The 24,026-nt window shown below is 45.0% G+C and carries 16 protein-coding genes; 14 read left to right on the top strand and 2 right to left on the bottom strand.

Translation table 11 applies throughout. From position 1 onward, the window contains the following. Positions 1 to 16: 16 nt before the first annotated feature. Positions 17 to 880, bottom strand: a complete 864-nt coding sequence (locus tag ASG85_RS33980; RefSeq protein WP_060649183.1) for a helix-turn-helix transcriptional regulator — start codon at positions 878 to 880, stop codon at positions 17 to 19. 147 nt (positions 881 to 1,027) lie between these two features. Between ASG85_RS33980 and ASG85_RS33975 the strand changes: the two genes are divergently transcribed. The 7 genes from ASG85_RS33975 to ASG85_RS33945 all read left to right on the top strand — a co-directional run bounded on the left by ASG85_RS33975 (position 1,028) and on the right by ASG85_RS33945 (position 11,393). Then, positions 1,028 to 3,001 carry a glycoside hydrolase family 127 protein gene (locus ASG85_RS33975; RefSeq protein ID WP_060649182.1) on the top strand — a complete coding sequence of 658 codons (1,974 nt, stop codon included), beginning with the start codon at positions 1,028 to 1,030 and terminating at the stop codon, positions 2,999 to 3,001. Positions 3,002 to 3,723: 722 nt separating this feature from the next. Then, positions 3,724 to 5,514 carry a sensor histidine kinase gene (locus ASG85_RS33970; protein ID WP_060649181.1) on the top strand — a complete coding sequence of 597 codons (1,791 nt, stop codon included), beginning with the start codon at positions 3,724 to 3,726 and terminating at the stop codon, positions 5,512 to 5,514. Further along, the gene (locus ASG85_RS33965) at positions 5,489 to 6,574 is read left to right on the top strand and encodes a response regulator (RefSeq protein ID WP_060649180.1); all 1,086 of its coding nucleotides are present in this window, start codon (positions 5,489 to 5,491) and stop codon (positions 6,572 to 6,574) included. Before ASG85_RS33970 ends, ASG85_RS33965 begins: the two co-directional genes overlap by 26 nt. A gap of 114 nt (positions 6,575 to 6,688) precedes the next feature. Next, on the top strand, positions 6,689 to 8,008 hold the full coding sequence (locus ASG85_RS33960) for an ABC transporter substrate-binding protein (RefSeq protein WP_060649179.1): 1,320 nt from the start codon (positions 6,689 to 6,691) through the stop codon (positions 8,006 to 8,008). Positions 8,009 to 8,046: 38 nt separating this feature from the next. Next, positions 8,047 to 8,928 (top strand): carbohydrate ABC transporter permease, encoded by an 882-nt coding sequence (locus ASG85_RS33955; RefSeq protein WP_060649178.1) that lies wholly within the window; start codon positions 8,047 to 8,049, stop codon positions 8,926 to 8,928. Continuing rightward, positions 8,925 to 9,749, top strand: a complete 825-nt coding sequence (locus tag ASG85_RS33950) for a carbohydrate ABC transporter permease (protein ID WP_057302045.1) — start codon at positions 8,925 to 8,927, stop codon at positions 9,747 to 9,749. Before ASG85_RS33955 ends, ASG85_RS33950 begins: the two co-directional genes overlap by 4 nt. A gap of 15 nt (positions 9,750 to 9,764) precedes the next feature. Next, positions 9,765 to 11,393: a cellulase family glycosylhydrolase gene (locus ASG85_RS33945; protein ID WP_057302044.1), complete on the top strand. Its 1,629-nt coding sequence runs from the start codon at positions 9,765 to 9,767 to the stop codon at positions 11,391 to 11,393. A gap of 162 nt (positions 11,394 to 11,555) precedes the next feature. Here ASG85_RS33945 and ASG85_RS33940 read toward each other — a convergent pair whose 3' ends face one another. Beyond that, on the bottom strand, positions 11,556 to 13,067 hold the full coding sequence (locus tag ASG85_RS33940) for an alpha-N-arabinofuranosidase (protein WP_057302043.1): 1,512 nt from the start codon (positions 13,065 to 13,067) through the stop codon (positions 11,556 to 11,558). Between the two features lie 157 nt (positions 13,068 to 13,224). Between ASG85_RS33940 and ASG85_RS33935 the strand changes: the two genes are divergently transcribed. The 7 genes from ASG85_RS33935 to ASG85_RS33905 all read left to right on the top strand — a co-directional run bounded on the left by ASG85_RS33935 (position 13,225) and on the right by ASG85_RS33905 (position 23,979). Beyond that, positions 13,225 to 14,127: an ArsR/SmtB family transcription factor gene (locus ASG85_RS33935; protein WP_060649177.1), complete on the top strand. Its 903-nt coding sequence runs from the start codon at positions 13,225 to 13,227 to the stop codon at positions 14,125 to 14,127. Positions 14,128 to 14,168: 41 nt separating this feature from the next. Then, positions 14,169 to 15,746 (top strand): response regulator transcription factor, encoded by a 1,578-nt coding sequence (locus tag ASG85_RS33930; RefSeq protein ID WP_060649176.1) that lies wholly within the window; start codon positions 14,169 to 14,171, stop codon positions 15,744 to 15,746. Positions 15,747 to 15,749: 3 nt separating this feature from the next. After that, a complete protein-coding gene (locus ASG85_RS33925) occupies positions 15,750 to 17,525 on the top strand; it encodes a sensor histidine kinase (RefSeq protein ID WP_057302040.1) in 1,776 nt (591 codons plus the stop codon). A gap of 188 nt (positions 17,526 to 17,713) precedes the next feature. Continuing rightward, on the top strand, positions 17,714 to 19,027 hold the full coding sequence (locus tag ASG85_RS33920) for an ABC transporter substrate-binding protein (protein WP_057302039.1): 1,314 nt from the start codon (positions 17,714 to 17,716) through the stop codon (positions 19,025 to 19,027). 186 nt (positions 19,028 to 19,213) lie between these two features. After that, complete coding sequence (locus ASG85_RS33915) at positions 19,214 to 20,053, top strand: carbohydrate ABC transporter permease (protein ID WP_082588357.1); 840 nt, start codon at positions 19,214 to 19,216, stop codon at positions 20,051 to 20,053. Then, a complete protein-coding gene (locus ASG85_RS33910; RefSeq protein WP_057302037.1) occupies positions 20,046 to 20,870 on the top strand; it encodes a carbohydrate ABC transporter permease in 825 nt (274 codons plus the stop codon). Before ASG85_RS33915 ends, ASG85_RS33910 begins: the two co-directional genes overlap by 8 nt. A 76-nt stretch (positions 20,871 to 20,946) precedes the next feature. Continuing rightward, positions 20,947 to 23,979 (top strand): glycoside hydrolase family 2 TIM barrel-domain containing protein, encoded by a 3,033-nt coding sequence (locus tag ASG85_RS33905; protein ID WP_060649174.1) that lies wholly within the window; start codon positions 20,947 to 20,949, stop codon positions 23,977 to 23,979. Positions 23,980 to 24,026: the final 47 nt, after the last annotated feature.

Genomic DNA, 24,026 nt, shown 5'->3' with positions numbered 1-24,026 from the left:
TCCACAATTAGTAAAACTAATGTGAAAACTGCTTGCGAAAACGCAGAGGTGAGATGCCGGCATACTGTTTGAAGCAGTTGGAGAAGTATGGGGCGTACCCAAAACCGACGCGTTCGGCGATTTGCCCGACCGGCCAATCTGTTTTGATCAGCAGCAGTTTTGCTTGTTCCAGCCGATACTCGTGCAGATATTCCATCGGAGTACAGTGGTAGATCTCTTTCATGCACCTAACAACGTAGTTCGGGTGATAATGAAGAGCCTCCGCAAGTGATTCATTCGTCACGTCAGCCTGAAAGTGCTGCCGAAGGTAAGCTTCTGCTTTCTCCGCGAGCTTTAAGGCAGGGGAAGAGTCGCTTCCACTATACCCTTCCTCTAGTAGACGCAGCAGCTCCATGAACAGCTGCTGCTCGTTCCAAAAGGTCGCCGAGCGATGTTGGTCTATCGATGCGAGCATTTTGCGAAGGTGGCACTCGGCAAGGGTAAACTCCGGCGGTGAGGCATATTGCCGAATCCGAATTGTATAGGGGTTTGCCCATACATGCTGGACCGGGTAGGCTGGGTTTACAGCATTGTCCGCCGCCTGGAGCCAACTCCCTTTAAAGTCGAAGTGATTCCAATAGAAAACGGTCTCCGTCTCGCAGGGCTTCACCGCATAGTGATAACGGTTGGGCAGTAGCAGCAGTGTCTGTCCTTCCGTAACCTCCCACTGGCTATCCTCCTCTCCGATGTATAACGTCCCTTTGACAACCCAAAGCAGATCGAAGATGCCGATATTTCGCCGGCTCGGGTGCTGCTCTCCCGGATATAAGGTCGATAAGCCGGTCGTAATATAATAGGGCACTGGCGGCAGCTCCATCCAAATGATTCCCGATTTGCTCATTCCCAATACCCTCCGAAGTTTTGTGTGAAATTTTATAAAAAATAGGTTTGATTTATTCGTAGTTCATCCATATTTACAAGGATAAACTGGATGAGAGTGATAATCAAATGTCATATAAATCATGTACAGTTCTAGGAGGATATGCAGATGGGGATATCAATGAGCGAGCGGCAGAGCAGCAGGCATGTACGCATACAGGACGGGTTTTGGAATCAATTTACAGAGCTGGTGCGGCGAACGGTTATTCCTTATCAATGGGAGGCGCTTAACGACCGTATTCCAGAAGCTGAGCCGAGTTATGCGATTCGTAATTTCCGGATTGCGGCCGGGATGGAAGAAGGCGAATTCGGAGGGATGGTTTTCCAGGACAGCGATGTGGCGAAGTGGATTGAAGCAGTAGGATACTCGCTTGCGAGCCAACCCGACCCCGAGCTGGAGCGAACTGCGGACGAGTTGATCGAGCTAATTGCCAAGGCCCAACACGGCAACGGTTATCTGAACACGTATTACTCGATCAAAGAACCGGGCAATGAGTGGACGAATCTTCATGAAGCGCACGAGCTCTACTGCGCGGGCCATATGATAGAGGCAGCGGTTGCGTATTACGAGGCCACGGGAAAACGGAGGCTGCTTGATGTCGTGTGCAAATTTGCCGACTATATCGACAACGTATTTGGACGTGAGCCGGGCAAACTGAGAGGCTATGACGGCCACCAGGAGATAGAGCTGGCGCTAGTGAAGCTGTACCATGCGACGGGAGAGGAGCGATATTTGAAGCTGGCGCAATTTTTCATCGATGAGCGCGGTCAATCACCCAACTTTCTGATTGAGGAATGCAAGCAAAGAGGCGGGTACAGTCATTGGGCAAAGAAGGAGCTGCCGATTCCGACCATCGAACAAATAGCCTATAATCAGGCGCATATGCCAGTTCGTGAACAGGACGTAGCAATAGGCCATTCTGTACGGGCGGTCTATATGTATTCGGCGATGGCCGACCTTGCAAGCCTGACAGATGACCGGGAGCTGCTCGAGGCGTGCCGTCGTTTGTGGGATAATACGACGAAGCGACAGATGTACATTACAGGAGGCATCGGCTCGACGCATCACGGTGAGGCGTTTACCTTCGACCACGACTTGCCCAACGATACCGTATATGCGGAGACGTGTGCTTCCATCGGTCTAATCTTTTTCGCCCGCCGCATGCTGTTATTGGAGGCGAAAAGCGAGTACGCTGATGTCCTTGAGCGAGCGTTGTATAACAATGTTTTAGGCAGTATGTCGAGGGATGGTAAGCATTATTTTTATGTTAATCCGCTGGAAGTGTGGCCGAAGGCTTCTTTAAATAATCCGGAACGTAGGCACGTGAAGTCGGTGCGGCAGAAATGGTTCGGTTGCTCCTGCTGCCCACCGAATGTGGCAAGGCTTCTCACCTCTTTGAACGACTATATTTATACAGCTTCTGTAGAGGATAACAAAGTTTATACACATCTGTTCATAGGCAGTGAAGCGCAGTTCGAACTAGCTGTCGGTCAAGTGGCGCTGAAGCAGCAATCGCGACTTCCTTGGGAAGGTTATGTGCGATTTGAATTAACTGCTGTTCCGGATGCCGGATTCACGCTTGCGCTGCGCATTCCGTCTTGGTGCTATGGGCAAGCTGTTATGAGAATTAACGGCATGATTTCGGAATACGAGGTTGAGAATGGATATGCAGCCGTAAATAGGCAATGGGCAAAGGGAGACATCGTGGAATGGGAGCCCGTGCTTAAGGCTCAGTTGATTTCCTCGCATCCGGAGATCAGGGCCAATGCAGGCAAAGCTGCTATTGAACGCGGTCCGCTAGTTTATTGTCTGGAGGAAGCTGACAATGGCAGCATGCTTCCGAATTTGTCTCTAGATCGTGAAACGGAGCTGCAATCGTATTACGATTCCGAACTGCTCGGTGGAGCGGTCGTTGTTGAAGCGAAGGGTCACGCTGATGAACGAGCTTCTTGGCCAGAGAATACGGCGTACCGTCCGCTTACGCAGCTTCAAGTGTCTGAGCCCGTAAAGCTTAAAGCCGTACCGTATTATTTGTGGGGTAACAGGCAGCCGGGCGAAATGACGGTCTGGATTCGTGTTTGAATGATCTTCGAAACGTCTCGTTTCGTAATAGGCTAGGGGCTGTCCCAAAAGTCATATTTGGTATATTCAGCTCCTGCTTTGTGAATTTCAAAGCCAGAATGCTACTTCCATTGGATTAATCCAATGGAAGTAGGGATTTGGCGGCATAAAAGTCAATTCCATTGGATTATTTCCAATAGAAACACGAATTTCGAGGTCTAAGAGTCAATTCCATTGGAAAAATCCAATGGAATTATAATTTCGAGCTGAATACCGATTCGAATGTTCCATATGGTCAAAATACCTAAAAGGGCTGTCCTCAAGTAGATTTAACTACTTTGGGCCAGCTTCTTATTATTTTCGCGAAATCAATATATTCTAATCGTGTTAATCAATAAATTACAATGACAACTGCCTGCAGCAACTCTAAAATTAAATTGTGAAAGCTTTTTTTGTGAAAGGCCTTTAATTCAGAGCTTTCAATTCTAAGCGCAAGAGATACTTGCGCTTATTCCATTTTGCCTGAAGATTATGAGAAAACCTCTATCGAGGCCATTCAAGGTTGAGCGACCGCGTTTAGCGAGGAGAGACTTTGGTCTACGGTTTTATCGCCAATAAGAAAGCGGTTTTCGGGAACCGAAAACTTATACTTTCTTATGTGGTAAATTAGGAATGCTATTCCTCAAAAGATAAAGTAACATGAAGGTAAGCGCTATCTTCGTTCAGAAAGGAACTCTACTACGATGCGAACAAGCCTACGTCTTCGATTGATGGTACTCATGATTTGCTTAACCACGTTGCCGGTCGTAACCGTCACATGGATTGCCACGAATAATACACGGAGTTCCGTAGAGAAGGAAATCATTAATGCAAACAATTCGAGGATGCTATGGGCCGATCAATATTTGGAGGAGCTCCATCAGCAAATCGATATTCTGTTTTATTCCTTACAAATTAACCAGACGCTCATGGCAGGACTAAATGATATGAATAATCCTGATATCGGAGTCCAATTCAACACGCAAAACTATATCAAAAACACACTAACGTCTGCCTTCCATGCAAACTCCAGAAAGATAGACGAGTTGAACTTATATATTCATCCAATCCAGAAGGCATTTTCAGTCAGTTATGCAAACAGCGGAACTATTTATTCCTTAAACATTCAGGAAGGCAACTGGGGACGTATGCTTCAAACACCCATCAATATGTATTTTAAACAATCCGGCAGTGCCATCTATGCATATCACAGTATGAACCGATTTGAGGATCGTATGTTGTTAGGCGGTATTTCCGTCCGTATAAACAAGCAAGTGTGGAGGGAAGTCAGCGATATTTTAAAATCAGAATCAGAAAGCTCAGTGTACCTGATTAATGATCAAGGGGAGCTTTTGTCGGGTTCAACGGAGACAATGGATGCCGCAGAGCTTCAGTCCCAACTTCAAAGCCTCGACCAGAATGATTTTGAATTGGCGTTTCGTAGAACCAAGACGGATTTCTATTTCTTGAAACGAGTCGGAGACGGTCAATTAACAGTCGTGAAGGTCATTCCGCTTCGTACGGTCAACCAAAGCGCACAGCCGACGATCCAAGCAGGGATTTTAACAGGAACTCTATTTGCTATTGCCTCTATTTTGCTTTCCATTTTCGTATCGCTTCGGATTAGCAGGCCGATTGTCAAGCTTGCCAAAACGATGAAGATGACCCATATTCATAATTTTAAAATGTCTCCGGTCCAAAGCAGGGACGAAATCGGATTGCTGGAAAACGGCTATAATTCCATGATGAAGCGTATTAAGGAATTGATCGAGGTTGAATATCAACAGGAAATCGATCTGAAGAATGCGCAATTAATGGCTATGCAGGCCCAAATCAACCCGCATTTTCTCAATAATACCCTGAATTTGATGGGGGGGATGGCATTGGTGAAGGATGCGCCTGAAATTTATGAAATTACCCGGGTAATGGGAGAGCTTTTACGTTATTCCATCAGTGCAGACGGTGATTTGGTACCTCTCGAAGACGAAATCAAGCATATGCGGAACTACCTATATATTCAGGAACAACGCTTCGCAGATCGTTGCTTTATGCATGTATCTACAGATGAGAGGGCACTTACTGCAAGGCTTCCTAAATTTACACTCCAACCGATTCTCGAGAATGCGTTTGAACATGGACTGCAACGTAAGGAAGGCAAGTGGAATATCGAGATTCGGATAAGGCTGATTGGTAAACGAGTCTATATCTTCATTAAGGATGATGGGATAGGCGTTGACGACCAGCGTCTAAGCGATTTGCGATCGGATTTGAGAGATGGACGACTGGCGCCTCGAGCAAGGAACAACGATGTACGAAAGAAAAGGGGAATCGGATTAAGGAATGTGCATGCACGGCTCAAGCTGCAATTCGGCATGGGCTGCGGTGTTCGAATATTTAGCAAGACAGGGGTAGGGACTTTGGTTGTATTAGTAATGGCTGCTGTTACGCAAGAGGAAGGGGGCAAAACGGATGCTGAACGTATTGATCATCGATGATGAGCTATGGGCCAGACAAGTCGTTAGATCATTGGGAGCTTGGAACAAACTTGGACTGAATATCATTGGGGAAGCAGATGGCGGGCGGGAAGGAATCGTTCTGATTGAGACGCTGCATCCGAGCATTGTGATCACCGATATGCGAATGCCGGGACTGGACGGTGTGGAGCTCCTGAAGGCATTAAATGAACGATACCCCGAAGTTAAAATTATCGTGATGAGCGGCTTTGACGATTTCGTTTATTTGAAGCAGGCGATACGTTCCCGTGCCATTGAATATCTGCTGAAGCCAATTAATCCAGTTGAATTGAACGCTGCCCTTTCTCGGTGCGTGGAGGAGCTGCAAGCTTCCCTACAAATACCAAATTCATGGGATACGCACATCTTTACGGATAAAAAGATGCTGGACATCTATTTGAATTACCGGCAGCAGGTTTATGAATATCTCTTGGAACTTAATCGACCCGCTGTGCTCCATACAATGGAAAAGATAGAGGACCTCTTATCCGAAGGATATACAGGGACACAGGACGGGAGATTACCGGCTAGAATTGCGCATGATTTTCTGCATTTGCTGGAAGAGTTTACGGCTGGTACGGATTATGGTTTGGATTCAGCTTGGATCGAAGAGCGACGTGAACGTGCAGCATTGTTAAGTGGGTACTCTTTGGGAGAAATTCATACCATCCTGCGTGAGTGGTTAATTGATGCAATAGATGCCATCGAGGCGTACCGCAAAAATAAAAATCGATTGGCCCCCGCGGACGTACAGGCTTACATTGACCGCCACTACCAAGAAGCAATTTCCCTTGAGACGGTCGCTCATCACTTTTTTGTGAGCAAGGAGCATCTAAGTCGATCATTTAAGGCTTCCATCGGGGAAAATATATCCGACTATATCGTTCGTAAGAGGATGGAGAAAGCTAAGGAATTAATCATGGATCAACGACTTGCCATCAAACGAGTAGCAGAGCTAACTGGCTATATCGATATTGCTTACTTTTATCGGGTGTTTAAGAAACATTTTGGGCTCACACCAGGAGAAATGCGTAAGGATTAGCTCGGAGATCAATAAAGTACAATAACGAATGCTAATAACATCAAATGATTCATAAAACCCTTCTCCTCTATACTGAAAGTGTAGTTACTAATCTTCTTTAGGGGGAAATGAAAAATGAAGAAAGCGCTTCACTTCATGCTAAGTGTTACCATATTGGGCGCAATGGTCGGTTGTGGCACGAACACCAACTCTAGTAATGACGGAAAAGAGGCAACGCCAGCTCCGGCAGATTCAAAACCGGCAGCATCTGCTCCTGCTCCAGCTAAGAAAGTAGAATTGAAAGTATTTATGGGCTTCCCGCGGTTTAAGGATCAATTTGATAAATACTTTGAACAATTTAAGGCAAAGGAAAAAGCGGAAAAAAATATTGATGTCACCATCAATCTTGAAATGCCGAATCCTGATCAAGCCAAGCAGATCCTGCAGACTCGCCTTTCTTCCAATGATGCGCCGGATTTATTCACCCTGCACGCTGTAGCAGACGTACCTAGTTATTACAAAGCCGGTTACTTGAGTGACTTATCCAATCAGCCATTTACGGCAGGCTTGTTCGATAACGTTAAAAAGACGGTAACTTTTGACGGAAAAATAGTCGCATTACCGCTTGAAAGCTTGGAATGGGGTTATTTGTACAATAAGAAAGTGTTCAATGATTTAGGTCTGAAAGCTCCTCAAACAATAGATGAAATGAAAGCGGTTGTAGAGAAGCTGAAAGCAAACAAAGTGGCACCCTTCGAGTTGTCTTTCCAAGAGGCATGGATTCCGCAGCTGATTATGGCGCTGTCGCTCGGCGGGATTGTGAATTCGGAGCATCCGGATTGGATCCAAAAGATGAACAAGGGTGAAGCCTCCTATAAAGACATACAGGACGTATTCAATATTATTGATATTGTTATGCAAAATGGGACAGATAAGCCATTCGAAGTAGGCAGCGCCCAGGGCTCTACCGATTTTGCTAACGGAAAAGCGGCAATGTGGGTTCAAGGTCCGTGGCAAGCAGAAGCGATTCAAAAGGTTAACCCGAAAATCGAATTCGGCGTAGCACCGCTTCCGGTGAGCAATAACCCGAAAGGTACGATGATCAACCTATCAACGTCCACGTCTCTAGCGGTATCTCCAACAAGCAAGAACAAAGAGGTTGCCATGGATCTTCTAAACTACATCCTTGATCCGAAGGATTCGTCAGCCTTGTTCCAAGAATTGAAGTTCAATCCCGTATCTAAGGTACACACGTATAAATCGTTCCCTTGGATCGATGAAGCGATGAGCTATGTTTCTCAAGGGAAGGCTTATCAGGATCTGTCTCTTCCTAATGGCGTCACGGATGAACAAGCGAAGCTGCTGCAAAGCTACTACGCGAAGCAAGTAACGAAAGACGAGATTATCAAATCGCTGGATAAGAAATGGGCAGACGCGATTAAGGCTCAGCAATAGCATGGCGATATATGGTGACCGGGAGTGAGAATAGGCTAATGACAACGAAACGAAAAAAGACGGTCATCCTATTAGCCTTCGTGTTTCCCGCTCTATTCTTCTACGCTGTATTCGTACTCGCCCCCGCTTTCGGGGGCGCATGGTACAGCCTTACGAATTGGAACGGACTGAATCGCACGTATCGGATGGTGGGATTGGCGAATTACATCGAGGCATTGACGGCGGACCCGTTCTTCCTAAAGTCGGTAGGCTTCACCCTTAAATATGTCGTGTTCATGGTTGTGCTTCAGAACGCGATCGCTCTGCTTTTGGCGGTTCTCGTGGAATCCAGACGGCGCAGCAAGGTATGGTTCCGAACGATTTTTTTCATGCCCAATATGATCAGTTTAATCATAGGCGGCTTTATGTGGTTATTTATTTTCACCAAAGTACTCCCGTATATAGCCGAACATTCGGTATTCGCCTTTTTGGATAAATCCTGGATCGGTGATCCAGCTTATTCGTTCTTCGCCATCGTCATCGTGTCCCTTTGGGGAGGTGTCGGTTACCTGATGGTGATCTATATTGCCTCCTTGCAGGGTGTGCCCCAGCATCTAAAAGAAGCGGCTGCTATGGATGGAGCGAATGCTTTTAAAACGTTTCGTTATGTGACGCTTCCGATGATTTATCCGGCCCTGACGATTGGTATCTTTCTTACGCTTAATGGCTCGTTTAAAGCATTCGATGCCGTCTACTCGTTAACCGGCGGCGGTCCAGGCAGATCAACGCAGGTCATCGCGCTGAACATTTTCGAAGAAGCATTTAAATCAAGCAATCGATACGGATACGCCAATGCTAAGGCGATGATCTTGTTTCTAGTCGTATTCTTGATCACCTTGATTCAGCTGTGGTTGATGAAGAGAAGAGAGGTGGAATCATGAAGCGAATCGGTTCCTTTATGATTCTGCTCATCCTTATTGCTGCTGCCATATTTACGTTATTTCCGATTTACATGGGGCTGTTGAACTCCTTTAAGACGGAAGGCGCCATGATGAATAATATGTTGTCGCTGCCTACCCATTTGGAAGTTGGAAATTATCTTGGCGCATTCCATAAGACTAATTTTGTTAGAAGCTTAGGAAATACGATATATATCGCATCGGTTGGCTTGTTAGGCATTATCATTTGCGCGTCGATGGCTGGGTATAAACTATCTAGGACACCCGGGAAGTTAAGCGCATTTATATTTCTGCTGTTCGTCATGTCCACGTTGATTCCATTTCACTCTATTATGATAACGCTGACTAAAATTTCTAAAGCGCTATCGGTGCAAGGCTCAACGACGGGTTTAGGGTTGATATATATAGGCACGGGTGTCGCCTTTGCGATCTTTTTGTACCATGGTTTTGTGAAATCGATCCCCCGCGATCTGGATGAAGCGGCTGTCATCGATGGATGTGGTGAGTTTCGATTATTTTTTGTCGTCATATTTCCGTTATTACTGCCGATTACGGCTACGATTGCGATTTTAAACCTGCTATGGATATGGAACGATTTTCTTCTGCCGTTACTAATGTTAACAAACTATAAGACGTATACCTTGCTATTATCCACCAACATGCTGTTCGGTCAATACGGGAATAATGACTGGTCTGCCATCTTGTCTTCATTAATTTTGGCCATGCTGCCGGTCGTTCTCTTCTACTTATTACTGCAAAAATACATTATGAAGGGTATTGCAGACGGTGCGATAAAGGGATAGGAGTGACGAATAAGAATGAATTCAGAGCGTGAGAACGAAGTTGTTGGTTTTCTTAGAGCTGACGGAAAGAGACTCGTTAACGGAGAAGGTCGCGAGGTGCTGCTGAGAGGCGTCGGCTTTGGAAGTTGGCTGCTCCCAGAGGGCTACATGTGGATGTTTCCAGAGCAAGGAGATCGTCCGCGGCGTATTGAAAAGATGATTCAAGAGCTAATCGGAGAAAGGGAGGCCGAAAGATTTTGGGACATTTACTATGATGTTCACACGTCGGAAGCTGATATTCAGCAGATTGCCGCTGAAGGATTTAATTCCGTTAGGGTGCCAATAAACGCAAGATTTTTAATTGAGGATGGCGAGCCCCTTAGGGTAAAAGAACATCGACTGGAACTCATTGATCGCCTGATTGGATGGTGTCGTAAGATCAGCCTTTATGTGATTCTAGATCTGCACGGGGCGCCTGGGGGGCAGACGGGTACGAATATAGACGACTCTGAACGCGATTTGCCGGAGTTGTTTACAGAAGAGCATAATAGGCGTCTTACGGTTCAGTTATGGCGATTTCTCGCTGAGCACTACAAGGATGAGTGGATTGTTGCTGGTTATGATCTGCTTAATGAGCCGCTGCCCAACTGGTTCTCTGCTTATAACGGTGCGGTCATGCCTCTTTACCGGGACATTGTCAAGGCGATCCGGGAAGTGGACGATCGCCACCTGATTATTCTAGAAGGTGCCCATTGGGCAACCGATTGGTCGATTTTTACGGAGAAAATCGATGATAATCTGATGCTGCAGTTTCATAAATATTGGAATAATCCAGATACGGAGAGCATCAGAGTCTACTTAGATAAGCGTGAAGAGTGGAACGTGCCCATTTACATGGGGGAAGGTGGCGAGAATAACAAAGCATGGTACGCGGGTGCTTTCCGCCTTTTTGAAGATCACAATATCTCATGGAATTTCTGGACTTGGAAGAAGATGGGCAAGGATAATTCACCTTGCAGCGTTAAGGTGCCCTACGATTGGCAGATACTGGTTGATTACTTAGAGGGCGGTATGAAGCCGGACGAGATAACAGCACAACGGATTTTATGGGAATATCTAACTAATTTAGCTTTCGACCAATGTGTGTATTACAGCGATGTTGTTAACGCCTTGTTAAGCAGGCCTCCCGTTCGCATACCTGCTATTTTCTACGGGTATCGGGGAAAAGGTATCAGTTATGGCATCCAGCAGCCGTCGAATCAGAATGTTGGCTTTCGCATTCATGACCGCACGGACATTCGGTTTGTCGCAAGTGCAAGGGAGACAGCAAACTTCGAACATGGCAAAGGAGAGGCATGGCAGGAGGACGAGCGCCTAGAAGTACTCTTAGCCGAAGGCGATTGGCTAGCCTATGAAATTTATGTGCCTAAGTTTACGGATTTTACGCTTTATGAGATCAATGTACATCTTAACGAGCTTGATGAAAACGGAAGTCTGGCAATCTCGATAGATGGCGAAAGCAAAGATATCAGAGATCCGTTCACACTAGAGCCTGGGACACATCGTATTGTAGTTCAAGCTAAAGATGCTCTAGTTCGGCTTGAATGGTTAGAAATTATTCCGTCAGGGCACGTTTCAGCCGGACAGATCCATGACGCGAGCTGAGGTCGTCATACTGCTTAAATCACTTGCAGAAAATCCCTAGGCTCCACTATACAAAGAAACGCAGTCAACTCGGCTGCGTTTTTTTATATGGTGACAGACTCTTTTTGATTGAATCTGGGTATGCCCACGCGGATTATCTTGGATCAGTTACTATTATTTATTCTAGGTGTTTTTTATTTGCAGTCGAAGCACGTTCCATGAAGCTTTGCTAAGATCAGCCTTTACATATCCGCCGTCGGCCTTGGCGTTACCGCCTTTATGTGGGACGACATTGTCGGGCTTCGTTTTTGTATTGGCCGCTTTTAAATCTTCATTCTCCAACACTAGATGCTCGATAATGCTGACTTCGCCGAAGCTGCGGACGTCAACGTTAAGTTCGAGTCCCTCTGATAAATGACGATTTACAGCGAAGATCGTAACTTCACCTTGCTCTTCATTGAAAACACTGATTGCTTCTAGATAAGGGACATCGGTGAAATCCTTTGAATCGTATTTAGGTGATGAAGTAATCGGGTGAAGCACCGTTCCTCTACCGTACATGGAAGCATGAAGGTATGGATAATATGTGGTTTGCAGCCAAAGAGGGCCCCCATTTTCAGTCATAATCGGCGCAATCACATTAATCAATTGGGCTATGCACGCCATTTTAACACGATCCGCATGTTTCAGCAGTGTAATCAGGAAGCAGCCTACTGCAAGAGCGTCTTCCAACGTATAAACATCTTCGAATTCCGGCGGTGCCACCTGCCAGCGTTCAGTTGCACGGCTTGTTCCGATGGAATTCCAAACATTCCATTCATCTAATGAAAGCATGAGCTTTTTCTTGCTCCGTTTCTTCGCTTTCATGTAATCGCAAATCGCTGTTACACTGTAAATGAATTGATCCATATCAAGCGATTTTGCCAAGAAATTAGAAGAATCATTCTCGTTATTATTGTAATAGGTGTGCAAGGATAAATAATCCACTTGATCGTAGGTAAGATCGAGCACGGTAGCCTCCCAATCAGCGAATGTACTCATTCCACTTGACGAGCTGCCGCATGCCACAAGCTCTAGGGATGGGTCGACCCACCGCATAGCTTTGGCCGTTTCATTCGCTAATCTGCCATATTCGACAGCCGTTTTTGCTCCGATTTGCCAAGGGCCATCCATTTCATTCCCAAGGCACCACGTTTTGAAATTATGCGGATCTTTATAACCATGTGATATTCGCAGATCACTCCAGTAAGAACCTGAAGGATGATTACAATATTCGACGAGATTTCTAGCCGCGTCAACGCCGCGGGTACCCAGATTAACGGCCATCATGACTTCTGAACCGACTAATTTAGCCCAATCTGCGAATTCATTTGTTCCCATCTCATTGGTTTCTGTTGTCCACCACGCTAGATCCAATAGACGCTTACGCTCGGCCTTTGGACCAACACCGTCCTCCCAGTTATAGCCGGATACAAAATTTCCCCCTGGATAGCGAATGATAGGAACATTCAGTGAACGAATTGCCTCCAGAGCGTCGCGTCGGAAGCCGTTCTCATCTGCAGTTGGATGGTTTGGCTCATAAATTCCGCCATATACGGCACGTCCTAGGTGTTCGATAAATGACCCATAGAGACGCGGATCTACTTCAGAAATGGTGAAATTCTTATCAATAAGCATAGTCGATTTCATGGACATAGCAGATAATCCCCCTAGATGAATTAATGAAATGATTAAGTCATAAATGTTGATATTGTATATAATATTTATCATAATAGATAAATACTTTCAATACGTTGGATGTGAAAAAACATAGAATTAACTAAATTACTAATTCAAGAGTGGGTGTGTAATCATGTATTTATCAACGGATTCGGAATCGCTTCGGGTCTACGAGGCATTGGCGAGCGAGGTACGGCTGCAGATTATTGATTTATTATATACAAAAGAGATGCATATTAAAGAATTGGCTTCTGAACTTTACCTAAGCAGTGCTATTGTCAGTACGCATGTTACCAAACTGCAGAGAGCAGGGCTTGTAAGCTATAAAATGAAAAGGGTTAACGGCGGGACCTATAAGTATTGTTCGTTGTCAACGGAGTACCTGCAAATAAAATTATCCCGTTCTTCTAAGTTGAAAAGAAAATTCGTTGAGGTTGCTGTGCCTGTTGGCCAATACACGGATTTCGCGGTTTCCCCTACGTGTGGAATTGCAACAACAGAAAAGATGATCGGTTATTACGATAATCCGACCTATTTTTTGGATCCTGAACGCGTTCATGCAGGCATTTTGTGGTTTGCTAGAGGGTTTGTCGAATATAAATTACCAAACTATCTCTTCAAAGATCAAATCGTACAAGAAATTGAAATCTCCATGGAAATCGGTTCCGAAGCTCCCCATATTAATGAAAACTGGCCTTCGGACATCCAATTTACAATCAATGATAAATTACTGGGAATGTGGACGAGTCCCGGAGATTTCGGTCGAATGAGAGGCAGATTCTCACCGGATTGGTGGCATTCTGACGTCAATCAATACGGATTAATGAAAGTACTTCGAATAAATGCAAACGGTACATTCATAGATGGTCAGCAAATTTCTGATGTCACGATCAAGGATGTACAATGGGATAGCACACAGTGGACATTGCGAATAAGTGCTGAAGATACCGCTCGAGGTCGAGGTGGATTAACCTTATTCGGAAGGGGATTCGGCAACTACGATCAAGACATCGTGATTCGAAGTTATTACGAATGATTTAAAAGAAGGCCATAGAAATTCATTGCGGAGGTAAAGGGATGGCTCGTTCTTGTCGTGTACTTATTGTAGATGATGAAATTTTAGTCAGACAGGGTATCAAGCACTTGTTGCACTGGGAACAAGAGGGGTTTGAGATCGTAGGAGAGGCTTCCAACGGCAAAGATGCTCTTGAACAAATAGAGCGCACACAGCCGCATATCGTTATTACCGATATCGTGATGCCTGTTATGGGAGGAGCGGAGCTTACTCGTGTGATAAAGTCGAAGTTCCCGGAAATTGAAGTGATCATTTTAAGCAGTTTTGGTGAGTTTGATTATGTGAGGTCCACCTTTCAAAGCGGGGTTGCTGATTATATATTAAAGCCAAAGCTTGAAGCTGAGCAGCTGCTCGACATATTAAAGCGCACCGCGCGTAAGATTCCCTCTTTAAAGCTGGAAGAGTCCAATGACGATGGCAGCTTGTCCATTAAGCTTGTCATCGATAAGCTTATTTCCGGTTATGAGGTCGATGACGATTTTAAAGATACCACCGCTGCTTTTCCATATCCTAGTTACATCCTGCTGGGGGCTGATCTCAAGCAATTGCCGAGCAAGAGCAAGGATCAACATACCGCTTCACAATGGATGGCGAAAATTGCTGCTGAGTTGGATAGCGGCTTAGATCATGCGGTTTATTATCCCGTTCCCACTGATCCTAACATGGTTCTTGTGCTGGTAAACATGGACAAGAGCGAGTGGGATCGTTTCACATTTATCGTTCGGAAGCTTGCCGCTTGGACAAGGAATCAGCAGCCGGAGATTGGTTGGACGGTCGGTGAGGCATTTAGCGATTTGAGACAGCTCGGCACGAACTTTAGGGATGGGTTCCTGAAAATAAACGCTTATCGCTTTTTTTTACCTACCTCCAACAATTTAATTGTCTATGGGGAACTGCCGAAGCGTTCTGAAGAGGTTGCGAAATTTAATATGACGCGCTTTACCGAACAAATGAATCGGCAACAGTTCGAAGAGGCATTCCAAGAGTTATTGGGGTACGTGCAGGCCGCGTCAAACCATTATCAAACGGATGTGTTTGAGTTCAAGTCCTTTTTGGGAAACATCATTTTTAATATAACCATTGTGCTTGGCCGTTTGGAATTGGATATGAAGAATTTGGAAGAAGCGAAATATGCTTATTTCAAATCGATAGGCGAAGCGTCACATGTCAGCGAAGCGATCAGGCTTCTTGAGACATTTATACAGGAAACAAACGCTGTTATAAAAACGAAGCGGTCAACGGGCGGAAATCCGAATATGACGATGCTTCTTGATTATATCCACGAGCATTACGCTGAGCCGCTCAGCCTAACGGAAATAGCTAAGCATTTTCATTTTAATCCTTCTTATTTGTCGAGTTATTTCACATCGCATAATAAAGAAGGCTTCAGCGAATATTTGAACAAGATCAGAGTCGAGAAGGCAGCGGATCTTCTGAAGCAGGATTTCGCATCTATATCCGAAATTAGCGGAAAAGTAGGCTATTCAGACCATAGTTATTTTACAAAAGTATTCAAGAAATTAACGGGCATATCACCGAGCCAATACAAAAAAATTCATCTCAACAAGAAAAGGAACTAGGTTATGAGGAGACTTCTGGACAAATTTAAATATCACGGTCTTTTTATTAAAATGTTTATCGTCACGGTGGTTAGTATTATTTCCGTGTCGCTATTCACTTCAGTTGTCACGATTCAAATGTCGGAACGACTCTTCATGAATACGTTCAGTATTACGAACTCCAAAATCATTAGCCAGATTCAAGCGAATTTCGAATCGTTCAATTATTCTATCGTTACGGCATCAAATAATGTGCTGCAGAACGGCACGATAAAAGAGTTTCTGACGAGTCCGGATATGGACACACTTTCTACGGTGCGAAGTCAGTATGAGGCTAGCCAACAGATGAAACGGATTCAGTCTAATGTAGCCGCCTACCCAGTTACAATTACGATCAGTGGAATGAATAAGAAAAGCCACTCGACGGATAGCTATTATTGGCCGAGCTCATTGGAAAAGCTGAGAAACAGCAGGTTAACCGTCAATACCCTAGCCACGCCAAAGAGGCTTATCTATCAATTGGATAAAGAAAGCATAACCAATACGTCTGAAGCTGACCCGGTGATTGTCGCTTCTAGGGCACTTATGGAGAGAACGAGCGGCAATCCATATGGTGTTCTTTATTTTGCCATACGAGAAAGTGACTTTAAGCGATTCTTCACGAATTTCACAAGTGATGGCAACGACGTTATCATATTGGATCGTTCGGGCAACGTCGTATCAAGTAACCGTCATGAGTTAATTGGCGAAGAGGCGCATGATTTACTTGGCTATGCCAAAGAAATGGAACAAAAAAAAATAAATGTTAAAGATGTAAATGTAATGGGTAAAAACAGTCTAGTGCTTTCGGAGTACCTTCCTACGTATGATTTTTATCTAGTCAATCTCATTGATAAACAAATGGTGCTTAGCCAGGTGGTCGATGTCAAAAGGGTTGCGCTTATTTGTATGGCTATCGTGTTCGCAGCTCTGCTTATAGTATTTCTTATTTCAAGACGCTTGACAAAGTCATTGACCCTGCTAGCCAGACAAATGTCGGGCATTACGGAAAATAATTTCGATAATTATATAACAGTTACTGGCAGCTACGAAATCAAGGAGCTCGGACATGCGTACAATTACATGCTGGACGAGCTTAACGATTATATAAAGAAGCTGATTCAGACACAGAAGGACCAGCGCAACGCGGAGCTATCCGCTCTACAAATGCAGATTAACCCGCATTTTCTATACAATACGCTGGCATCCGTGAAAATTTTGGTTCAGCAGGGGAATAAGGAGAAAGCCGCCGCTACCATCAACTCCCTTATCTCCCTTCTCCAGAATACCGTCAGCAACATTAGTGAAACGATAACCGTGGAGCAAGAACTTGATAATTTGAAAAATTATGTATTTATTAATCATGTGCGTTACGGTGAGCTGATCAAAGTCGATTATTTTGTAGCCGAAGATTGTATGTCCTATCATGTTCCCAAGCTCATCATCCAGCCTTTTATCGAAAATGCTTTTTTTCATGCCTTTCATGAAAGGAACGAAGGGTACATTTATGTACTGGTGTCGCGCGAGGCAAATGCACTGGTCTGCGAGGTCATCGATAATGGTATTGGAATGAAAGGCTTTGATAATGGGAATAATTCGCAGAGCTCCTTTAGCAGCAGTCGATTTTTCTCCGGTATTGGAATTCGAAATGTGCATGACCGTGTAGCACTGCTTTACGGAGAGGAATACGGCGTTACTATTGTGAGTAACATCGGTGAAGGAACGAGAGTGAAAATAAAGCTTCCACTCCTTCATACCTAAAAAAAATACCAAAAAACAAATTAATTGCTATTTACATAAAGATCCAATGGAAAGCTAACAATAGAATGACAAATCCACACAAATATATTACTAACGGGTCATTTTAACGAATTGTTATAATGACAATTGTTAGCGGAGCAAACGCTTTCAAAACTAACTTATAGTAATTTAAAAGGGGCTGAATTTTTGTGAAAAAGGTACTCGCCATCTTATTGGCCAGCTTAGTACTACTGACGGCATGCTCAAGCAAAGGGAATAATGTGCCGAATACGGGTGGAAAAACCGCTGAAGCTACGCCTGCAGCTGCGAAGGAAATTACAGTATGGGCGTGGGATAAAGTATTTAATATTGGTGCTATGGAACGTGCAAAAGCAGCTTACGAGGCGAAAAATCCCAATTCCGGTTTGAAGATCAACATTGTGGAAAACGCGCAAGCCGATATCATTCAGAAATTGAACGCAGGCTTGAATGCTGGCACGACAAAAAGCTTGCCGACAATCGTATTGATTGAAGATTATCGTGCACAAAGCTTCCTGCAAGCTTATCCAGATTCGTTCTTTGAATTAACAAATGTGATTAAACCGACTGATTTCGCCGATTACAAAATCGGACCTACAAGTGTAAATGGCAAACAATACGGGGTTCCATTCGATTCCGGCGTTGCTGGATTGTTTGTAAGAAGAGATTACTTAGAGCAAGCGGGTTATAAGGTTGAGGATCTGCAGGATATCGACTGGAAGAAGCTGATTGAGATCGGTAAAGCAGTGAAAGCCAAAACAGGCAAACAACTGCTAACACAAGATCCGAACGATCTTGGGCTTATTCGCATGATGATTCAGTCCGCAGGCTCGTGGTATTTAAAAGAAGATGGAACGACGCCTAACTTGGCAGGCAACGCGGCCTTGAAGGAAGCAGCTGAAACCTATAAAGAAATAATGAAAGCGGACATTGTGAAAGCCACATCGGATTGGAGTCAATTCGTTGGCGCATTCAACAGTGGCGATGTAGCTACGATTCCAACGGGTAACTGGATTACGGCTTCGGTTAAAAAAGAAGCATCGCAGTCCGGCAAATGGGCTGTCGTACCGTTTCCTAAACTGACAAACAACCCAAAATCTGTTCATGCATCGAACCTTGGCGGCAGCTCGTGGTACGTCATGAACGTCGATGGAAAAGAAGCTGCGGCTGAGTTCTTGAAACAGACATTTGGATCTGACGTTGATTTGTATCAGAAGCTTGTTACGGAGATTGGTGCAATCGGTACGTTAAAAGCCGCGGCATCCGGACCTGCGTACACACAAGCTGACGAATTCTTCGGCGGTCAAAAAGTAATTGCCGATTTCGCCAAATGGACAGAGCAAATTCCAAAAGTGAACTATGGTATGCATACGTATGCGATTGAAGATATCCTTGTCGTCCAAATGCAAAATTATTTAAAGGGTGCAGATATCGACAAAGTGTTAAGCGACGCTCAAGCTCAAGCAGAAACACAAGTCAAATAATTTAGATCATACGGTAATTAATAAAACCTGGGGCTTCGCCTTCTCCTGATTCCTAAGTCAACTTTCCGGCTGCAGGCGTTGGAGGAAGTTCCATGGTTTTATTTCCGTAAAGAAAGGGGTTAGGCTAACGTGAAAGCAGCGAGGCCTGGCGTAAATATTCGCACAAGAGCTAACTTGACTGGTTGGATGTTTATTATCCTGGCGGTCATCATGATTGCAGTGTTCTATTTCTATCCCATGATTCAAGCGCTTATTTTATCATTTAAATCGGGTAAGGGAATGAATTTATCCTTCGTCGGCTTAGATAACTACGCTCGTCTGTTTAGCGATAAAACGTTTATAACCGCGGTTAAGAACACGTTTATTTATTTGATTATCCAAGTTCCAGTAATGATTGTTCTAGCTATGTTTATCTCTGTGTTATTGAACGACAGTAAGTTGAAATTCAAAGGCTTTTTCCGTACGGCGATTTTCTTGCCGGCTGTTACCTCGCTTGTAGCGTATTCCGTTATTTTTAAATATTTGTTTGCCACGGAGGGCTTGGTTAACAAACTTCTGATCAAGATTCATCTTATTGCAGGCCCGATTCAATGGATCACGGATCCGTTCTGGGCGAAAGTAACGGTTATTATTGCAATCACATGGCGCTGGACAGGCTATAATATGATCTTCTACTTGTCCGCGCTTCAAAATATCGATCAATCGATTTACGAGGCTGCAAAAATTGATGGAGCTTCATCAACGAGACAGTTTTTTGGAATCACGATGCCTCTGCTCAAGCCCATTATTTTATTTACTTCCATTACATCGACAATTGGTACGCTGCAGTTATTTGATGAAGTTGTTAACATTACGAAGGGCGGACCGGGGAACGCATCGATGTCTATTTCCCAGTATATTTACAATTTGTCCTTTAAATATTCAGCGGATTTCGGATATGCCGCAACGGTGTCGTATTCCATCGTGATCATGATCATTATATTGGCCTTTGTTCAGTTTAAAGCAGCAGGTGATAAAAATGGATAAATGGAAACGTATCTTTATTTATATATTTCTGAGTGTCGCTGCGTTTATTTCCATATTTCCGTTTCTATGGATGATTATCAGCGCCACCAATAAGTCGGCCGATGTGACGAAGGGAAGATTACTTCCCGGAAGCCACCTTGTGGATAATATTACAAATTTATTTAGTAAGGTAGACTTTGTACCTGCTTTACTGAGTTCCGCTAAAATATCGATTACAACGACCGTATTGGCCATGTTAATCGGCTCTTTAGCCGGGTACGGCTTTGAAATTTATAGAAGTAAGGCGAAGGACGTCGTATTTAACATTCTGTTACTGTCGATGATGATTCCGTTCGCGGCTATCATGGTACCGCTATTTCAAATGTTCGGTGGTATCTCACGCGTTATTCCATTTATCGGGCTGGATACCGTATCCGGCGTTGTGCTGCCGACATTCACCACGGCATTTCTTATTTTCTTCTTCCGTCAAAATACGAAGATGTTTCCGAGAGAGCTCTTGGAGGCTGGTCGAATTGACGGGCTGAACGAATTAAGTCTATTCTTCCGTATTTTCATGCCAACGATGAAGACGACATACGCCGCAGCGGGTATTATTACGTTCATGTCGAGCTGGAACAATTATTTATGGCCGCTCATCGTTCTGCAATCACCGGAGAAAAAAACAATACCCATGCTGATATCGAATTTGGGATCAAGCTATTCACCTGATTATGGCATTATTATGATGGCAATCGTGATTTCGACGATTCCGACTGCACTTGTCTTCTTCCTCATGCAGAAGCATTTTGTAGCAGGTATGACAGGCTCGGTGAAATAGAAAAAAAGAAAGTCAGGTGATTACGCACACAGCGCATATCACCTGGCTTTTAAATAACTTTATGGGGGAAAATGTAATGAAATTGACGAAGCCTAACCTAAGCTGGCTTACAGATGTAGGCGTATTTGCGGTGAACCGTCTGCCGGCGCACTCAGATCACCGTTATTACGAAACATTAGAGGAAGCAGAAGCAATAGCACCTATGGCGCTAAGGCACGACCTTAACGGCAGTTGGAAATTCAACTATTCCGGGAAGCCTGCTGATCGTCCTGAGCTGTTCCATCAGCTCGATTACGAGTGCGGCAGTTGGAGCAATATTGAAGTGCCAGGACACATTCAATTGCAGGGTTATGGAAAACCTCAATATGTAAATACGATGTATCCATGGGATGGGCAACACGATATTCGTCCGCCAGCTATTCCGGAACATGATAATCCGGTCGGCAGTTATGTGAAGTACTTCACACTGCCTGATCATATGAAGGGCAGGCCCGTCTACATATCGTTTCAAGGTGTGGAGTCAGCCTTTTACTTGTGGTTAAACGGAGAATTTATCGGATATAGCGAAGACAGCTTTACTCCGGAGGAATTCGACCTGACGCCGTTCCTGCAGGAGGGTGAGAATAAGCTTGCTGTAGAAGTGTATCAAAGAAGTACAGGCAGCTGGCTGGAAGATCAAGATTTCTGGCGTTTCTCAGGCATTTTCCGTGACGTTTATTTATACACCGTTCCGAGCATTCACGTTCGCGATCTTTTTGTACATGCTGATCTTGATGCTGCATATGAGAATGGCAGCCTTCGTGCGGATATTAAGCTGGCTGATCGGCAAGAAGCTGCTTTTTACCTGGAATTAAAGGATGCGGCGGGGCATACTGTTGGGACGGCTCGCTCCGAAGTGTCAACCATCGAAGCTATATCGTTGTCTATGGATGCTGGACAAGTTACACCGTGGAGTGCAGAGAAGCCATATTTGTATGTTCTATATGTCAGCGTTTATGATCAAGCAGGCAAGCTTGTTGAGGTTATTTCGCAGAGGGTCGGCTTCCGTAAGTTTGAAATGATAAATAAAATCATGCACCTTAACGGCAAACGAATCGTCTTCAAGGGTGTCAACCGTCATGAATTCAACAGCCGCAAGGGACGGGCCATTACGAAGGAAGATATGTTGTGGGATATTGCTACGCTAAAACGCAATAACTTAAATGCCGTCCGGACATCACATTATCCGAATCAGTCGTTATGGTACGAATTGTGTGACATCTATGGCATCTACGTCATTGATGAGATGAATTTGGAAACACATGGTTCATGGCAGAAGATGGGCGCAGTAGAGCCATCTTGGAATATTCCGGCGAATAAGCCAGAATGGCAGGATATCGTGATGGACCGGGCAATTTCGATGGTCGAGCGCGACAAGAACCATCCTTCTATTCTGATCTGGTCGGTCGGTAACGAAGCCTATGCGGGCGAAGTCCTGCTAAACGTGTCGAACTATTTCCGGGAGAAGGATCCTAGTCGACTTGTTCACTATGAAGGGGTTTTTCATAACCGTAAGTATAACGATACGAGCGATATGGAGAGCCGTATGTATGCGAAGCCGTTGGACATCGAGGCCTATTTAAACGATAACCCGCAGAAGCCGTATATAAGCTGCGAATATATGCACGCGATGGGCAATTCGGTAGGTGGCATGCATAAATATACAGAGCTTGAACAGAAATATGCTATGTATCAAGGTGGCTTTATCTGGGATTATATCGATCAGGTGATCGTCAAGAAAGATCGTTACGGTAAAGAGTTTCTCGCATTCGGCGGCGATTTCGGCGACCGCGCCACCGACTATAATTTCTGCACGAACGGTATTGTTTACGCGGACCGCAAGGTGTCGCCAAAGATGCAGGAAGTGAAGTTCCTCTACCAGAACATTAAACTCGTGCCAGATCGCCAAGGTGTGAAGGTGACGAACGAGAACCTGTTCGAAGGTACTGAGGGCTATGATCTGCTAGTTGTCCTGCATAAAGAAGGTAAGGAGATATTCCGAGGCAAGAGGAATATCGACGTTCCGGCGCAAAGCGAGGCTTATGTACCGCTTGAGCTGCCGTCTGTGGATGAGCCAGGTGAGTATGTCGTACATGCGTCGCTCAATTTGAAGGAGAGTACTCTATGGGCTGAAGCTGGACATGAGGTTTCGTTCGGGCAGTACGTATTTCTGGTTGATGATCCGGCTTCGTCTGCACAACCTGAAGGATCATTCAGAGTCGTGGATGGCGATGTAAACATAGGGGTTCATGGACGAGATTTTAGTATCATGTTCTCGAAGCAGGCGGGAAGCCTGATTTCACTGAACTATGCCGGCCGAGAGATGATCGCTATTCCGCCAGCGCCGTTATTCTGGCGTGCGACAACGGATAACGATAAAGGATTCTCGCTCGGCTTTGACTCGGGTGCTTGGTACGCGGCGAGCTTAACGCGCAAATGCATCGGTGTCGAATTGACGGAGCAAGCGGGAAGCGTAACAGTAACGTTTCAGTACAAGCTTAGTATCAGCGCGGACGTTTTAGTGACGGTTGCATACACGGTGTATGCCGACGGCAGTTTGAACGTCAAATCTCGCTACGAGGGAGCAACCGGTCTTCCGAAACTGCCGATATTCGCGTTGTCGTTCAAGGTTCCAGCTGATTATTTCCATTTGGATTGGTACGCGATGGGACCTGAGGAGAACTATATCGATCGCGCCTTCGGAGCAAGGCTCGGGGTGTTCAAGAATGACGCTGCTGATAATGTGTCTGGCTATGTCGTGCCGCAAGAGTCGGGGAACCGCACAGGCGTCCGCCGTGTGAACATTACGAACAACAATGGCCACGGTATTCGGATAACCGCACCAGCTGTTCAGCCGGTGGAATGTAACATTTCGCCATTTACGGCATTCGAGCTGGAAAATGCCTACCATCATTATGAGCTGCCGAACGTTCATTACACGGTCGTCACGGTAGCGGGCAGACAGATGGGCGTTGGCGGTGACGACAGCTGGGGGGCGCCGGTACATGATGAGTATCTGATCAAAGCAGACCAAGACCTAGCCTTTGAATTCAATATTCACCGGCTATGATGGCTCTATACGACGTACTTTGATCGGTGAAAACAAAGAAAATTGGT

Origin of the sequence: Paenibacillus sp. Soil724D2 (assembly GCF_001427935.1) — a bacterium.
Classification (GTDB): Bacteria; Bacillota; Bacilli; order Paenibacillales; family NBRC-103111; genus Paenibacillus_E.
Note: the sequence above shows the minus strand (reverse complement) of the source record. Positions and strands in the feature narration are given on the sequence as shown.

Coding starts and splice junctions, on each gene's coding strand:
- ASG85_RS33980 (WP_060649183.1), bottom strand. CDS start 880: ATGAGCAAATCGGGAATCATTTGGATGGAGCTGCCGCCAGTGCCCTAT.
- ASG85_RS33975 (WP_060649182.1), top strand. CDS start 1,028: ATGGGGATATCAATGAGCGAGCGGCAGAGCAGCAGGCATGTACGCATA.
- ASG85_RS33970 (WP_060649181.1), top strand. CDS start 3,724: ATGCGAACAAGCCTACGTCTTCGATTGATGGTACTCATGATTTGCTTA.
- ASG85_RS33965 (WP_060649180.1), top strand. CDS start 5,489: ATGCTGAACGTATTGATCATCGATGATGAGCTATGGGCCAGACAAGTC.
- ASG85_RS33960 (WP_060649179.1), top strand. CDS start 6,689: ATGAAGAAAGCGCTTCACTTCATGCTAAGTGTTACCATATTGGGCGCA.
- ASG85_RS33955 (WP_060649178.1), top strand. CDS start 8,047: ATGACAACGAAACGAAAAAAGACGGTCATCCTATTAGCCTTCGTGTTT.
- ASG85_RS33950 (WP_057302045.1), top strand. CDS start 8,925: ATGAAGCGAATCGGTTCCTTTATGATTCTGCTCATCCTTATTGCTGCT.
- ASG85_RS33945 (WP_057302044.1), top strand. CDS start 9,765: ATGAATTCAGAGCGTGAGAACGAAGTTGTTGGTTTTCTTAGAGCTGAC.
- ASG85_RS33940 (WP_057302043.1), bottom strand. CDS start 13,067: ATGTCCATGAAATCGACTATGCTTATTGATAAGAATTTCACCATTTCT.
- ASG85_RS33935 (WP_060649177.1), top strand. CDS start 13,225: ATGTATTTATCAACGGATTCGGAATCGCTTCGGGTCTACGAGGCATTG.
- ASG85_RS33930 (WP_060649176.1), top strand. CDS start 14,169: ATGGCTCGTTCTTGTCGTGTACTTATTGTAGATGATGAAATTTTAGTC.
- ASG85_RS33925 (WP_057302040.1), top strand. CDS start 15,750: ATGAGGAGACTTCTGGACAAATTTAAATATCACGGTCTTTTTATTAAA.
- ASG85_RS33915 (WP_082588357.1), top strand. CDS start 19,214: ATGTTTATTATCCTGGCGGTCATCATGATTGCAGTGTTCTATTTCTAT.
- ASG85_RS33910 (WP_057302037.1), top strand. CDS start 20,046: ATGGATAAATGGAAACGTATCTTTATTTATATATTTCTGAGTGTCGCT.
- ASG85_RS33905 (WP_060649174.1), top strand. CDS start 20,947: ATGAAATTGACGAAGCCTAACCTAAGCTGGCTTACAGATGTAGGCGTA.